Below are 15,041 nucleotides of genomic sequence, written 5' to 3' on the forward strand. Positions count from 1 at the left end.
AAATGACCTCAAATTTGCTCACGAAAATGGATATCACTCACGCTGCGTAAACGTTCAGCGGCCTGCTCTGCCGTCAGATCACGCTGTGTCTCAGCCAGCATTTCATAGCCGACCATAAATTTGCGCACGCTGGCGGAACGTAATAACGGGGGATAAAAATGGGCATGCAGCTGCCAGTGTGCGATGTCATCGCCCTTAAACGGCGCGCCATGCCACCCCATCGAATAGGGGAAGGAACACTGGAACAGGTTGTCATAACGGCTGGTCAGCTTTTTCAGGACCAGCGCCAGATCGTCACGCTGACCGTCATTGAGCTGTGGTAATCGCTGCACGGCGAACTTAGGCAGGACCAGCGTTTCAAATGGCCACGCCGCCCAGTAAGGGACGACCGCTAGCCAGTGCTCCGTTTCCACCACAATGCGCGATCCGTCGGCCTGCTCGCGGCGAACGTAGTCCAGCAGTAGCGGCGAACCGTGACGGGAGAAATAATCGCGTTGCTGCTCATCCTCACGCTGTACTTCGTTCGGCAGAAAATCGTTAGCCCAAACCTGCCCGTGCGGATGGGGATTGGAGCACCCCATCATCGTCCCTTTATTCTCAAAAACCTGAACCCACGGATACCGCTTGCCCAGTTCCTCAGTCTGATCGCTCCATGTATCAATCACCGCTTTCAGCGCTGGCAGCGAAAGCTGTGGCAGACTTTTACTGTGATCGGGAGAAAAACAGATGACACGGCTGACGCCACGGGCTTGCTGCACGCGGAAAAGCTCGTCGTCGCCCGATGGTGCATCCGGCGTGTCCTCCATCAGAGCCGAAAAGTCATTCGTAAAAACAAAGGTGCCCTGATAGTGCGGATTAATGTCGCCAGTAATGCGTTTATTGCCCGCACACAGATAGCAGGTCGGATCGTAAGGCGGTGGCGTGGCGCGATCCGGTTCATCCTGCTGCCCTTGCCAGGGGCGCTTGGCACGATGCGGAGAAACCAGAATCCATTCGCCTTTCAGCGGGTTAAAACGGCGATGCGGATGTTCAGTCGGCTCAAACTGCATAAGCTATTCCTCAATACAAAACACAAATTCGGTACAACCGCGGCACCATCCGCAACCCATTGTATGGCGCTAACAGTCCGTCAGAGATCTCGGAGAGGCATCAGGTCAGTCTGTAAACTCAGCCAGAAAAACCTCTTAATGTAATCAGTTTCACTATATGGCATGGATAAAATAGCTGTAGTAATGCTGAATAACGATAGTTAGCTATCGTTTAACCGCCATATAAGTGTAATCGGTTACCCTAAATTTAAACCTCAGCATGGTATTTTGGAAGAGAGAAATGACCGATGATTGTTGATAGCGATCACATAAGTACGGTCTGGATCAAAAAGGAAAGGTGGTCGGATAGGTAACATCCCCCAAAAACCTGTACATTTATAAATATAAGTAATCGATTTTTTCTTTTAACTTGCGCGTTAGGCTGCGGTCCGCCTCACTACGCATTTGACCGCTCAGGAATGCCAATGGCCACAATAAAGGATGTTGCTCGTCTATCAGGTGTATCAGTCGCTACGGTTTCGCGCGTGATTAATAACTCGCCCAAAGCCAGTACCGCCTCAAGGGAAGCCGTACACAAGGCCATGGCGGAGCTGCAATATCATCCGAACGCCAATGCCAGAGCGCTCGCACACCAAAGTGCGGAGACCATGGGACTGGTTGTCGCGGATGTGTCCGATCCCTTTTTCGGGACGATGGTGAAATCTGTCGAACAAATTGCCCAGGCAACTGGCAACTTTTTGCTCATTGGTAACGGCTATCACAATGCCGAGCAGGAAAAGAAAGCCATTGAGCAGTTAATTCGCCACCGCTGCGCGGGGCTGATCGTGCATGCAAAAATGCTTTCAGATGAGGAACTGGCGGCGCTAATGAGCCACATTCCTGACATGGTGCTCATCAACCGTACGTTACCCGGTTATGAAAACCGCTGCGTTGCACTCGACGATCGCTATGGCTCCTGGCTGGCAACCCGCCATTTAATTCAGGAAGGGCATCAGCGGATCGGCTTTCTCTGTTCGAATCACCAAATTTCTGACTCCGCCGACCGCCTGCAAGGCTATGTGGATGCGCTGCAAGAGCACGGCATCGCACGGGATGAACGCCTCATTGCCCGCGCCTCACCGGACGAAGTGGGCGGTGAATCCGCCATGATGGAATTACTGAGTCGGGGCGGCAATATGACGGCGGTGGTGTGCTACAACGATTCCATGGCCGCAGGTGCCCTTTCTGTCCTAAGCGATAACAGCATCAGCGTACCGCAGGATATGTCGGTGGTCGGGTTTGATGACGTATTGATCGCCCGCTATCTTCGCCCTCGTCTCACAACCGTGCACTATCCGGTTTCCGCCATGGCAATTCAGGCGGCAGAATTAGCCATCGCGTTATCCCACGGTAAACAGCTCAGTGAAACCACGAACATGTTTAGCCCGACGCTCGTACGCCGCCATTCTGTCAGTCCCCCAGCCCGTAAGAAATAACCGCCTTTTATCATTCAGCTTGCCCGATGCGTTGCTCTTTCGCATCAGGCAAGCACGACATCATTACCTTTCTGCACTTACACACCCTGTTCTGTACTTCTCTTCCGCAGACTCTCTTTCACTATTTTTCTTAAATGTTTCCTACTCGGCATCGCATCACGCCTTTTATGTAACGTCACCGATTCTGACATAAAAAATTTTTATGCTGCATTTTAGGCTCGCGAACAAAACGTGTAACCAGTTACACAGCATCACACAGCAAATAACACCGCGACAGCGCTGATAAATAATCAAAATACCCTCTGTAATATCGTTACAGCTGTGTAAATAGTGGTGTAACTCTTTTGTATTTTGTGAGAACAATCATGTCACACTTCATTTTATTCCCCCATAATCCTTCGCCATGAGTGGAAACGTTTTACCTCCGTTCACGTCATGTTATTTGGAACATCCACATTCTTACCCGAATAAGCGAAAGGTATATTATGAAAAGAAAACTGCTGACAACATCCATTGCGCTGAGTTTGGCAATGCTGGCAACCCCTTCTTATTCTGTTGATTTTTCAGGGTACTTCCGTTCTGGCGTGGGAGCTTCAAACCACGGGAAACAACAGGCCGCCGATAAAAGCTATGTAGGAAGATTAGGTAACGAAGATGACACCTACGGCGAAATCCAATTAGGGCAGCAGCTGTATAACGAAAATGGGAAAACGTTTTACTTCGATAGCATGATTTCCATGTTCTCTAACGGCTCGAACGATAATGAAACAACAAAAAATGACGATGCCGAGTTTGGTTTACGCCAGTTGAACCTTCAGGCAAAAGGCTTTGTGCCTGGGCTACCGGATGCCACGGTATGGGCTGGGAAACGCTACTATCAGCGTCATGATTTGCACATCATCGATACCAAATACTGGAATATCTCCGGTGCGGGCGCTGGGATCGAAAACGTCAAAGCGGGCGAAGGCGCATTCTCTTTTGCCTGGATCCGTGCCGATGCTGAAAACATGAACATTGATTTAGGCTGCGACAGCAGTACTCAAGCATGTAAAGACAGAACAGACACTTATAACGATCTGAATATCAACTATCTGGACGCACGCTATGCGGGCTGGAAACCGTGGGACGGCGCGTGGACAGAGTTCGGTATCTCCTACGCGATGCCAAATGAAGCGGACACGCAGAAAAATGCGTTCCTCGCGGAAGGGCAAAAATTCGATCCTAAAAACTCAATGATGATCACGGGCGAGCTCAGCCACTACTTCTCTGGCCTCAAATCCAATCAGAAACTGGTGCTGCAATATGCCGACAAAGGGCTGGCGCACAACATGGTCGATCAGGGTGGCGGCTGGTATGACGTCTGGAGCATTAACGACAGTGCTAAAGGCTACCGCGTCATTCAGGCTGGTGATCTACCGATTACGGATAATATTTCTCTTAGCCATGTGCTGACCTACGGTAAAGCAGATGAAATCAGCCGCTGGCGCGACAGCACAGAGTTATTATCTGCGGTAGGTCGCGGCCAATATGCCTGGACCAAGAACCAGAAAACCTATCTGGAAGTAGGTGCGTATCAGAAAAAAGATAGCTGGAAAGCGGGTACAGAAACCAAATACAGTGGCGAGAAATACACGCTGGCACACGCCTTCAGCGCTGATATTCCTATGCTGACACGCCCGGAACTGCGCTTCTTCGTGTCTTACCAAAACCGTGGAAATGAAAACCGCAACACCTTCAACGACGATCGCAGCAATGCGGTGAACTTCGGTATTCAGGCAGAAGCCTGGTGGTAATACCGCACTAACCCTCAGCTCGACGGGCCCATCATTCCCGTCGGGTATTTCCCAAAAGGCTTTCTGCGGAGAGCCTTTTTCCGTTTCTGATATCTGCGCACTCACAGTTTTTCTTACATCGGCGTAAAAAATCGCGCTGAGGTGTACATGATCGCCGGATGAGTGGCATGGACGCCGCGAAAGTCTGCGCCGCGTCAGGAGCGCGCCTTGTCGGGCGTGTAACGATGTTACAGAGAAATAAGATGCCTAACACGCACGAAACACTTACACCGCATCAGCATAAAGAAGAACAGTTTCGACAATAGGCCGTAGACAGCGGCAGCAAAGCCAGCGCCCGCTAAGGGCGCTGTTTATGTTTAGAAGGGATTTGGACTATTGATATTCAGCGATGCAGCCACTCAGCTACGCGCTAATACGCAAGCCATCGGCATTAAACACCAGACAGTTATTGGGTGAGAAGAAAACCTCAATGTGTTCATACGGCTTGAAGGCGCTGTCGCCTGCCAGCAGAAGCTTGAAGTTATCAATGCCGCAGCATTGCCCGAACAGGTAGGTGCTGTTACCTAAGCGCTCGACAACCTCGCAGCCGAATGACAAGCGAATCCCCTCACCTTCCGGCGACACGTGTTCCGGCCGCAGCCCCAGCGTGACCGTGCTGCCAACGCTCAGTTCACCAGTGCGGATCGGCAGCTCAAGCTGTAGCTGATCGGCGATATTCACCGTCAGGTTATCCGGCGTCCAATCGATGACCTGCGCAGGCAGGAAATTCATTTTGGGCGAGCCGATAAAGCCCGCGACAAACTGATTAACCGGATGATAATAAAGCTCCATCGGCGATCCCACCTGCTCGACTTTGCCGTAATTCATGACCACGATTTTATCAGCCAACGTCATGGCTTCGACCTGATCGTGCGTCACGTAGATCATCGTCGTTTTCAATTCCTGATGCAGCTTGGCGATGTGCAACCGCATATCCACGCGCAGTTCTGCATCCAGGTTCGACAACGGTTCGTCAAACAGGAACACTTTCGGGTTACGCACGATGGCGCGCCCTATCGCCACACGCTGGCGCTGACCACCGGATAGTTCTTTCGGCTTGCGCTCCAGCAGGTGAGACAGTTGCAGCGTCTTCGCCACCATCTCGATCTGGTGCTTAATCTGGTCTTTCGGGACACCATTCACGCGCAGGCCGTAGCCCATATTCTCAGCGACGGTCATGTGTGGATACAGCGCATAAGACTGGAACACCATCGCCACGCCACGGTGAGCGGGGGCAACATCATTCACCACTGCCTCATCAATCATGATTTCACCGCCCGTGACATCTTCCAGCCCGGCAATCATTCTCAGCAACGTCGACTTACCACAGCCAGACGGCCCAACAAAAACGGCGAACTCTCCATCCGCAATCGTCAGATTCACATCGTGAAGCGTAATCGTTTTGCCAAAATGCTTACTCACTCTATCCAACTGGATCGACGCCATAACGGTAACCTCTTGATAATTTTGCTTTTCAGGATATAAGCGCTGAGTCACAACGGCCCAGTGGTCGTCTACTCAAAATGGCTCGGTAGCCCTTCCAGACGCATTAGCATCCGGCCAGGTTTACCTGCACGCTGGTCATAATTGCAATATAACAGCATGGTGTAACCGTTTGCACAAACAGGGGGTTACTTTTGTGCATGAGATCACAGCCTTTACATGTTTCGCTGGCAGACGTGGCGCACTCTGCTTAATGTAATCGCCATTGGTGTAACCGTTATCCTAGTTTGTGGAAAACGCGTAATAAAGCGTCAAGCGCCACACAGCGACGATCGCCAAACAACGTGTACTGTTAGATGCCTCATTCCCTGCGGTGTACTGCCGTGTGATGTAACGTTACACAACATCGCACAGAGACAGCAAAAACGGCGAAAGCGGAAAGTACGCGACGATTTCCTACCATGATGGGCCCACCAGGGCTTTGAGGACTAATGATGAAAATGAAAACACTGACCACCGTCATTATGATTTCACTGGGTATCACCGGTGTACTCAGCAAATCAGCGCTGGCAGCCGACAAAGAACTTCTGGTATGGGAAGATATCAAGAAATCCGACGGCATCGCCGACGCGATCAAAGCCTTTGAAAAACAGAATAATATCAAAATCAAAGTGCTGGAAACGCCTTACGCACAGCAGATTGAGAAACTCCGTCTGGATGGCCCGGCAGGAATCGGCCCGGATGTGATCGTGATGCCACACGATCAGGTCGGGACTGCCGTGGTTCAGGGATTGATTAGCGAACTGAAGCTGGATCAGACGTTCCTGTCGAGTTTCACCAAGCCAGCACTGGAAGCCCAGACCTATAACGGTAAGCTGTATGGCGTGCCGAAAGCCGTTGAAACCACCGTGCTGGTGTACAACAAAGATCTGATGCCACAGCCGCCAGAAAAATTCGACGACCTGTTCACCTTCTCCAAGCAGCAACGTGCGGAAGGCCGTTACGGCCTGCTGGCGAAATTTGACGAAATTTATTACGCCTATGGCGTCATCTCTGGGATGGGTGGCTACATTTTCGGGCAGAACAGCAACGGTTCACCGAACGTAAAAGACATCGGTCTGGATAAACAAGCCACCATCGACGCCGTCAACTACATCAAGAAATTCTATGCCGATGGCCTGTTCCCACCGGGTATCGTCGGTGAAACCGGCGCTAACGCCATCGATTCCCTGTTTACCGAGAAAAAAGCCGCAGCCGTCATTACTGGCCCGTGGGCATTCCAGCCGTACAAAAACGCGGGCGTAAACTATGGCGTCGCGCCACTTCCGCTGCTGCCAAATGGCGAGCATCCACGTTCGCTGCTGGGCGTGAAAGGCTACAGCATTTCCACCTACTCCAAAAACAAAGAGCTGGCGCAGAAATTCATTGAGTTCATCAATCAGCCTGAGTACGCCAAAGTCCGCTTCCAGTTAACCGGTGAAATCCCACCGATTGCTGCGCTGGTTGACGATCCGCTGATTAAGGACGATGAAAAATCTCGTGCTGTCGCGATCCAGTCTGGCTATGCCGTTCCTATGCCGAGCGTACCGGAAATGCAGGAAGTCTGGACGCCAGCAAACAGCGCGCTGCAACTGAGCGTGACCGGTAAGCAGGACACCAAAGCGGCGCTGGAATCTGCCGTGAAGATTATCAAAATGCAGATCGAAGCTAACCACAGTAACCAGTAATCCCCCGCACCACCGTGGGTCAACATGGGATCCCTTGTCATCCCCAATCGATTTCGGGATGTAAGGGATACCCATGTTTTTAAGAAAAATGGAGGTAGATGTGACCGTCAACGCCAGCGGCCTTACGCCACAAGAAAGAGGATGTCGCCACGCCAGAACGGCTGTATTGCTGGCGCTCGTCCCCGGACTCGGACAGATTTATAATCGCCAGTTCGTCAAAGGTGCGCTTTTCTTTATCGTCATGGCCTGCTTCATCGGCATATTCCATGATTTCCTGCGAAACGGTGCCTGGGGGCTCATCACGTTGGGCACCGAGCTGCCGCGCGATCACTCTATTTTTCTGCTGGCAAAAGGCATTATCAGCGTGATCGTCGCCGCTTTTGGCGTCGGCGTTTACTATCTCAGCCTGCGCGATGCTTACGTGTGCGGTGCCAGACGCGATAAAGGTCTGCCGTTGAACAGCGTGAAGAAGCAATATCAGATGCTGCTGAGCGAAGGCTTCCCTTATCTGATGATCACGCCCGGCTTCATCCTGCTGGTCTTTGTCGTGGTTTTCCCGATTATTTTCGGCTTTTCCATCGCCTTTACCAATTACAACCTCTATCACACGCCGCCCGCCAAGCTGGTCGACTGGGTGGGGATGACGAATTTTATCAACATCTTCCGGCTCGATCTCTGGCGTTCGACGTTCTTTGACGTGCTGCAATGGACGGTGATTTGGACGCTGATTGCGACCACACTCCAGTGCGCCGTAGGCATCCTGCTGGCGATTTTGGTGAACCAGAAAGGCCTGCGCTTTAAGCCGCTGATCCGCACCATCCTGATTCTGCCGTGGGCGGTGCCGGGTTTCGTCACTATTCTGGTTTTCGCAGGGATGTTTAACGAAACGTTTGGTGTGATTAATAACGGCATTCTGGCTGCATTGGGGATTGAGCCTAAAGCGTGGATGACCGATCCGTTCTGGACCAAGACCGCGCTGATTCTGATGCAAACATGGTTAGGCTTCCCGTTTGTGTTCGCCATGACGACGGGCGTATTGCAGGCGATTCCTGACGATTTGTACGAAGCCGCGACGATTGACGGAGCCAGCAGCTGGTACAAGCTCACCACCATCACGCTGCCGCTGGTGCTCTACTCCATTGCCCCCATCATCATCACGCAGTACACGTTCAACTTTAATAATTTCAACATCATCTACCTGTTCAACAACGGCGGACCGGCGGTGATCGGCTCCAACGCGGGCGGGACGGATATTCTGGTGTCCTGGATTTATAAGCTGACGATGTCTTCTTCCCAATATGCGATCGCAGCCAGCATCACCATTCTGCTGTCGATTTTTGTCGTGGGCGTCGCGCTGTGGCAGTTCCGCGCCACCAATTCCTTCAAACAAGACAACATGGCATAGGAAAACGCGCAGATGAAAAAACACAGCGTTAAACGCCAGAATTTTATCAAACTCGGCCTGACCTACCTGTTGCTGACGATCGTGGCGATCATCATTATTTATCCGCTGATCTGGACGGTAGGCGCGTCGCTGAACCCCGGCAACAGCCTGCTCAACACCTCGATCATCCCGGATAACTTCTCCTTCATTCACTATGAGGAGCTGTTTAACGGCCAGATTGACTACGCTGCGTGGTACTGGAATTCGATGAAAATCAGCTTCCTGACCATGATTCTGACGCTCATCAGCGTCAGCTTCACCGCGTATTCCTTCTCTCGCTTCCGCTTTCGCGGCCGCCAGAACGGGCTGATGCTGTTTCTGCTGTTGCAGATGATTCCGCAGTTCTCTGCCCTGATCGCCATTTTCGTACTGGCGCAGATGCTGGGACTGGTGAACAGCCATATCGCGCTGGTGCTGGTTTACGTCGGCGGCATGATACCGATGAACACCTATCTGATGAAAGGCTATCTGGACGCCATTCCGAAAGATCTGGATGAGTCCGCGCGTATGGACGGTGCGGGTAACTTCCGCATCTTTATCGAGATCATTATGCCGCTGTCCAAGCCGATCATCGCGGTGATCGCCCTGTTCTCGTTTACCGGTCCGCTGGGTGATTTCATTCTCTCCAGCACCATCCTGCGCACGCCGGATCAGTACACGCTGCCCATCGGGCTGTACAACCTGGTCTCGCAGAAGATGGGCGCCAGCTACACCACTTACGCCGCGGGTGCCGTACTGATCGCGGTGCCGGTCGCCATTCTTTATCTTTCATTGCAAAAGTACTTTGTCTCCGGCCTGACCTCAGGCGGAACCAAAGGGTAATTACTCAACATCTGTACAAATTCCAGGAACGTAAAATGAAAATGAAAAAACGCGTACTGATGGCCGCCATGCTCGCAACTGGCCTGCTGACTGTCTCCCTGCCGCAAACCCTGTATGCCGCAGAAAATGTGACGATCAAAAAATTGACGAACGTCCCTGCTGACTTCATTAAAGGCGCGGACATTTCCATGCTGAACGAGGTGGAAAAGCACGGCGGAAAATTTTATGACGAGAACGGCAAGCAGAAAGACGCCATGCTGATCCTGAAAGAAAATGGCATTAACTATATCCGTCTGCGCATCTGGAACGACCCGAAAGATGCGGCGGGCAATGGTTACGGCGGCGGTAACAACGATCTGGCGACCACGCTGGCGCTGGCTAAACGCGCCAAAGCGAACGGCATGAAAGTGCTGCTGGATTTCCACTACAGCGATTTCTGGACCGATCCGGCTCACCAAAACAAGCCCAAAGCCTGGTCTGGCCTCAACGTAGCGCAGCTCACGACTGCCGTACATGACTACACCAAGGCCACGATTAGCGAATTCCAGAAAGCGGGCGTCATGCCAGATATGGTGCAGATCGGTAACGAACTGAACGGCGGAATGCTGTGGCCGGAAGGAAAAAGCTGGGGTCAGGGCGGCGGCGAATTCGATCGCCTCGCGGCACTGCTGAAAGCCGGTATTCAGGGCGTGAAGGATGTACAGGGCGCGAATAACGTCAAGATCATGCTGCATCTGGCAGAAGGCACCAAAAACGACACCTTTATCTGGTGGTTCGATGAAATCGTCAAACGCAATGTCCCGTTTGATGTGATTGGTGCCTCGTTCTACACCTACTGGAACGGCCCTATCAGCGCGTTGCAGTACAATATGAACGACGTCACCAAACGCTACAATAAAGACATCATTGTGGTTGAAGCCGCCTATGCCTACACGCTCGAAAACTGTGATAACGCGGAAAACAGCTTCCAGCAAAAAGAGCTGGATGCAGGCGGCTACCCGGCTTCCGTTCAGGGTCAGGCTAATTACCTGCACGATCTGATGCAAAGCGTCATCAACGTCCCCAATCAGCGTGGCAAAGGCGTCTTCTATTGGGAGCCAATCTGGCTGCCCACTCCCGGCGCAACCTGGGCTACGAAAGCGGGCATGAAATACAACAACGACGAATGGAAGGAAGGCAACGCGCGGGAAAATCAGGCGCTGTTCGACTGCAAAGGCAACGTACTGCCTTCCATCAAAGCGTTTAAGTAAGCCGCAAACCGTATTCAACACGTTGACAACCCGTTTAGGAGAGAACGATGTTCAAATTCCCCCCATTAAGCAGCAAGGTGCCTGTTCTGCTGCACGGCGCAGACTATAACCCTGACCAATGGCTGGACGATCCAGAGGTGCTGGAAAAAGACATTGAGATGATGAAGCAGACCCAGTGCAACGTCATGTCCGTGGGCATTTTTAGCTGGTCCGGGCTTGAACCGGAAGAAGGTCGCTACGAATTTGGCTGGCTGGACAGCATCCTCGACACGCTGTATGCCAACGGTATCTTCGTTTTTCTGGCAACACCGAGCGGCGCACGCCCGGCCTGGTTATCGCAGAAATACCCAGACGTGTTGCGCGTGGGCAGCAACCGCGTGCGGGCGCTGCACGGCGGTCGCCATAACCACTGCCTGAGCTCGCCGAATTATCGCGAAAAAGTAAAACAAATGAATACCCAGTTGGCAAAACGCTACTCGCACCATCCTGCGGTGATCGGCTGGCATATTTCCAACGAATACGGTGGAGAGTGCCATTGCGATACCTGCCGCAGCACCTTCCAGAACTGGCTGAAAGCCCGCTACGGCACGATAGACGCGCTGAATAAAGCGTGGTGGAGCACTTTCTGGAGCCACACCTACACCGACTGGTCGCAGTTAGAGCCCCCGTCACCCATCGGTGAAATGTCGATTCACGGCCTGAATCTGGACTGGAAACGCTTTAACACCTCACAGGTTAGCGATTTCTGTGCCGCCGAAATTGCGCCTCTCAAAGCTGAAAACCCGTCTCTGCCAACCACGACGAACTTCATGGAATACTTCTATGATTACGACTACTGGCAGTTGGCGAAGGTCATCGACTTCATCTCCTGGGACAGCTACCCGCTGTGGCATAACGCGGAAGATGACTGCACGCTGGGTGCCTACACCGCGATGTATCATGACCTGATGCGCACGCTAAAAGGTGGGAAACCTTTCTACCTGATGGAGTCAACGCCGAGCCTGACCAACTGGCAGCCGATCAGCAAACTGAAAAAGCCGGGAATGCATATCCTGTCTTCACTTCAGGCTGTCGCACACGGGTCAGACTCCGTGCAGTATTTCCAGTGGCGTAAGAGCCGCGGTTCCGTTGAGAAATTCCACGGTGCCGTCGTCGATCATGTCGGACATATCGACACCCGCGTCGGGCGTGAAGTGCAGGAATTGGGTGACATACTCAACAAACTCGCACCGGTGGCAGGCAGTCGGGTTGACGCCAACGTCGCCATCATTTTCGACTGGGAAAGTCGCTGGGCGATGGACAACGCTCAAGGGCCGCGCAATGCGGGGCTGTTCTACGAAAAAACCGTCACTGAGCATTACCGTACGTTCTGGGAACAGGGCGTAGCGGTAGATATCATCAACGCCGATGTCGACCTCAGCGGCTATCAGCTCGTCATCGCCCCGATGCTCTACATGGTGCGTGATGGCTTTGCCGAACGCGTCGACGCCTTCGTCAAACAGGGCGGCCTCTTCGTCACCACCTACTGGTCTGGCGTCGTCAACGAAACCGATCTGTGCCACCAAAATGGCTTCCCCGGCCCGCTGCGTCCGATCATGGGGATCTGGGCGGAAGAAATCGACGGGCTGTACGATCATGAAAGCAACAGCATCAGCGGTCTGGACGGTAACGAGCAACGTCTGGTCGGCCCGTATCAGGTCACCCACCTGTGCGAGCTGATTCATCTCGAAGGCGCGCGAGCGCTGGCAACCTATGACAGCGATTTCTACGCTGGACGTCCGGCCGTTACGGTCAATGATTACGGCAAGGGTCAAGCCTATTACATCGCGTCGCGCAACGATCTCGCCTTCCAGCGTGATTTCTTCACCACGCTGATACAGACGCTGGATCTACCGCGTGCGCTGCCGACCGACCTGCCTTACGGCATTGTGGCTCATCGCCGTGATGACGGGGAAAGTGAGTTCATCTTCGTACAGAATTACACGGCAACACCGCAGTACATTACGCTGCCTGCCGTCTACGAAGAGATGACTACGGGCAGCACGCTTTCAGGGGCGCTCGACCTGTCAGGCTACGGCTGCCGGATCCTACGCCGCGCATTGCAGTAAGGCTCAGGCTTATTGATTAAGCCTTACGATACCGGGCGAGCACGGTGCAGAGGTTCCGACGGAACATCATCACCGTGTTTCGCCTAACAGTAATGTTACGTGAACGGCATTATCCTACGCACGCTGATAAACAAACGAAGAGGTGACTACGATGGGCAAGATTCACAATTTTCGGAAATTGTTCGCATCAATGTTGGGTAAGCAAATTACCGAGATTGAAATCGCTTCACCGCTAGACAAAGAAAACTTGCAGCAGTTGGTAACCGCCTTTGGTGGCAAAGAAAATATCGTCAGTCTGGATGCCTGCATCACCCGCCTGCGGGTCGAGGTTCACAGCCTGCGGTTGGTCAACAGCGACAGCCTGCAAAAACTGGGCGCTATCGGCGTGATTATTGTCGGCCATCAGGTACAGGCCATCTTCGGCACCCAGTCGGATAACCTGCGCCGCGAACTAGCCGCCTGGTTTGAGGATGATGGCGCAGAAGCTCGGTAGCGGTTTTAGACCTGCTTAGTCGCTGTTTCTTAGCTTAGTCGCATTTTTATGCCACTATTGAGGTAGTTTCGTGCGCAATAATAATGTTGTGAATGTACGAATACCTTGCCGTTATCCGGCGTAAAAAATTATGCAGCGGTGGGCTTGACCGCCGAGTGAGCGACAGGACGTCGCGAAAACCAGTGCCGCGTCGGGAACGCGTCACTGGTGGCTCGATTAGCGGTCATGAACACCGATGGGACCGCGTAGCGGCATAATTCCCGCCAAAAAGCCGGGGTTCATAGGGGGCTGGCGTAGCCCCCTATGTCGGGCGCATGCTACGACGTAGCATGAAAATGGCGGCATTATGGCGCACGAAACCATCTTCACGTCCGCATAAATATAAAAGTGTGCCGAAGCTAGCCGCGTCCTAATAACTACTCGCACGGTTCAGCAACTCAATATCTTCAGCCGGCAGTACCAGCCGCGTCGCGCCTGCGAGTTCAGCAACCTGCTCCAGCGATGTTGCACTGGCGATCGGGGCGGTGATGCTCGGACGGGCGATCAACCAGGCCAGCGCAACCTGCGACGGCGTCGTCTGATGCGCATTCGCCACACTATCCAATGCTTCCAAAATGGTGCGGCCGCGCTCGTTGAGGTATTTTTCCACCACACCCTGCCCGCGGGCGCTTTTCGACGCATCTTTTGGCTGACGATACTTGCCTGACAGAAACCCGCTAGCCAGCGAATAGTAGCTAATGACCCCAATCTTCTGCTCACGTACCAGCGGTTCCAGCGCAGCTTCATAGCCCTGTCGATCGTACAAATTGTACTCCGGTTGCAGCGTTTCATACCGCGCCAGATGGTTAGCTTTACTGACTTTCAGCGCCTCAGCCAGACGCGCTGCGCTGTAGTTAGACGCCCCAATCGTGCGGACTTTCCCCTCTTTAATCAGCGCATCAAACGTAGCCAGCGTTTCTTCCAGCGGCGTGTCTTTGTCATCAGCATGAGCCTGATAAAGATCGATATAGTCAGTTTGCAAACGCTGTAATGAAGCCTCGACCGCCTGACGAATATAGCGAGGAGACAGCCCTTTCTTGCCATCGCCCAAATCCATCCCCACTTTGGTGGCAAGAATGACCTTGTCGCGCTGACCGCTTTTTTTCAGCCAATTGCCGATGATGGTTTCAGATTCACCGCCCTGATTACCGGGTGCCCAACGCGAATAAACATCAGCGGTATCGATAAAATTCAGCCCGTGCGCCAGCAGTGCATCCAGCAAGCTGAACGATGTCGACTGATCGACCGTCCAGCCAAAGACATTACCGCCGAACGAGAACGGCGGTACCACGATTCCTGAACGTCCAAGCTCACGTGTGGTATTTGATACTGACATCATCACTCTCCTTTTGAATCATG

The 15,041-nt window shown here is 52.7% G+C and carries 11 protein-coding genes; 8 read left to right on the forward strand and 3 right to left on the reverse strand.

All coding sequences use genetic code 11. The features are described 5' to 3' along the window. Window positions 1-8 precede the first annotated feature (8 nt). The gene (gene galT, locus ACIPUG_RS06105) at window positions 9-1,049 is read right to left on the reverse strand and encodes a galactose-1-phosphate uridylyltransferase (protein ID WP_400337863.1); all 1,041 of its coding nucleotides are present in this window, start codon (window positions 1,047-1,049) and stop codon (window positions 9-11) included. 464 nt (window positions 1,050-1,513) lie between these two features. On the opposite strand from galT, the gene galR reads away from it, so the two are divergent. Together galR and ACIPUG_RS06115 are read left to right on the forward strand one after the other, a co-directional pair. After that, complete coding sequence (gene galR / locus ACIPUG_RS06110) at window positions 1,514-2,524, forward strand: HTH-type transcriptional regulator GalR (protein WP_039274381.1); 1,011 nt, start codon at window positions 1,514-1,516, stop codon at window positions 2,522-2,524. Between the two features lie 485 nt (window positions 2,525-3,009). Next, the gene (locus ACIPUG_RS06115) at window positions 3,010-4,317 is read left to right on the forward strand and encodes a maltoporin (RefSeq protein ID WP_014916154.1); all 1,308 of its coding nucleotides are present in this window, start codon (window positions 3,010-3,012) and stop codon (window positions 4,315-4,317) included. Between the two features lie 402 nt (window positions 4,318-4,719). Here ACIPUG_RS06115 and ACIPUG_RS06120 read toward each other — a convergent pair whose 3' ends face one another. Further along, complete coding sequence (locus tag ACIPUG_RS06120) at window positions 4,720-5,802, reverse strand: ABC transporter ATP-binding protein (protein WP_014916156.1); 1,083 nt, start codon at window positions 5,800-5,802, stop codon at window positions 4,720-4,722. A 491-nt stretch (window positions 5,803-6,293) separates the two neighbouring features. Between ACIPUG_RS06120 and ACIPUG_RS06125 the strand changes: the two genes are divergently transcribed. The 6 genes from ACIPUG_RS06125 to ACIPUG_RS06150 all read left to right on the forward strand — a co-directional run bounded on the left by ACIPUG_RS06125 (window position 6,294) and on the right by ACIPUG_RS06150 (window position 13,643). Continuing rightward, window positions 6,294-7,526, forward strand: a complete 1,233-nt coding sequence (locus ACIPUG_RS06125; protein WP_400337865.1) for an extracellular solute-binding protein — start codon at window positions 6,294-6,296, stop codon at window positions 7,524-7,526. A gap of 88 nt (window positions 7,527-7,614) precedes the next feature. Next, window positions 7,615-8,931 carry a sugar ABC transporter permease gene (locus tag ACIPUG_RS06130; protein WP_010300993.1) on the forward strand — a complete coding sequence of 439 codons (1,317 nt, stop codon included), beginning with the start codon at window positions 7,615-7,617 and terminating at the stop codon, window positions 8,929-8,931. 12 nt (window positions 8,932-8,943) lie between these two features. Next, window positions 8,944-9,792 (forward strand): sugar ABC transporter permease, encoded by an 849-nt coding sequence (locus ACIPUG_RS06135; RefSeq protein ID WP_014916158.1) that lies wholly within the window; start codon window positions 8,944-8,946, stop codon window positions 9,790-9,792. 35 nt (window positions 9,793-9,827) lie between these two features. Then, window positions 9,828-11,042 carry an arabinogalactan endo-beta-1,4-galactanase gene (locus tag ACIPUG_RS06140; RefSeq protein ID WP_039284600.1) on the forward strand — a complete coding sequence of 405 codons (1,215 nt, stop codon included), beginning with the start codon at window positions 9,828-9,830 and terminating at the stop codon, window positions 11,040-11,042. Window positions 11,043-11,089: 47 nt separating this feature from the next. After that, window positions 11,090-13,150, forward strand: a complete 2,061-nt coding sequence (locus ACIPUG_RS06145; RefSeq protein WP_400337868.1) for a beta-galactosidase — start codon at window positions 11,090-11,092, stop codon at window positions 13,148-13,150. Window positions 13,151-13,301: 151 nt separating this feature from the next. Beyond that, a complete protein-coding gene (locus ACIPUG_RS06150) occupies window positions 13,302-13,643 on the forward strand; it encodes a glucose PTS transporter subunit EIIB (RefSeq protein WP_010301002.1) in 342 nt (113 codons plus the stop codon). Window positions 13,644-14,052: 409 nt separating this feature from the next. On the opposite strand, the gene ACIPUG_RS06155 is transcribed toward ACIPUG_RS06150, so the two are convergent. Further along, window positions 14,053-15,018: an aldo/keto reductase gene (locus ACIPUG_RS06155; RefSeq protein WP_400337871.1), complete on the reverse strand. Its 966-nt coding sequence runs from the start codon at window positions 15,016-15,018 to the stop codon at window positions 14,053-14,055. Window positions 15,019-15,041 lie beyond the last annotated feature (23 nt).

Origin of the sequence: Pectobacterium sp. CHL-2024 (genome assembly GCF_044751765.1) — a bacterium.
In the GTDB taxonomy this organism is placed as follows: Bacteria; Pseudomonadota; Gammaproteobacteria; order Enterobacterales; family Enterobacteriaceae; genus Pectobacterium; species Pectobacterium brasiliense.

What these genes read in the sequence shown, in the direction of transcription:
- ACIPUG_RS06120 (WP_014916156.1), bottom strand. Translation starts at nt 5,802, where the DNA reads ATGGCGTCGATCCAGTTGGATAGAGTGAGTAAGCATTTTGGCAAAACG.
- galR (WP_039274381.1), top strand. Translation starts at nt 1,514, where the DNA reads ATGGCCACAATAAAGGATGTTGCTCGTCTATCAGGTGTATCAGTCGCT.
- galT (WP_400337863.1), bottom strand. Translation starts at nt 1,049, where the DNA reads ATGCAGTTTGAGCCGACTGAACATCCGCATCGCCGTTTTAACCCGCTG.
- ACIPUG_RS06150 (WP_010301002.1), top strand. Translation starts at nt 13,302, where the DNA reads ATGGGCAAGATTCACAATTTTCGGAAATTGTTCGCATCAATGTTGGGT.
- ACIPUG_RS06145 (WP_400337868.1), top strand. Translation starts at nt 11,090, where the DNA reads ATGTTCAAATTCCCCCCATTAAGCAGCAAGGTGCCTGTTCTGCTGCAC.
- ACIPUG_RS06130 (WP_010300993.1), top strand. Translation starts at nt 7,615, where the DNA reads ATGGAGGTAGATGTGACCGTCAACGCCAGCGGCCTTACGCCACAAGAA.
- ACIPUG_RS06155 (WP_400337871.1), bottom strand. Translation starts at nt 15,018, where the DNA reads ATGTCAGTATCAAATACCACACGTGAGCTTGGACGTTCAGGAATCGTG.
- ACIPUG_RS06115 (WP_014916154.1), top strand. Translation starts at nt 3,010, where the DNA reads ATGAAAAGAAAACTGCTGACAACATCCATTGCGCTGAGTTTGGCAATG.
- ACIPUG_RS06125 (WP_400337865.1), top strand. Translation starts at nt 6,294, where the DNA reads ATGAAAATGAAAACACTGACCACCGTCATTATGATTTCACTGGGTATC.
- ACIPUG_RS06135 (WP_014916158.1), top strand. Translation starts at nt 8,944, where the DNA reads ATGAAAAAACACAGCGTTAAACGCCAGAATTTTATCAAACTCGGCCTG.
- ACIPUG_RS06140 (WP_039284600.1), top strand. Translation starts at nt 9,828, where the DNA reads ATGAAAATGAAAAAACGCGTACTGATGGCCGCCATGCTCGCAACTGGC.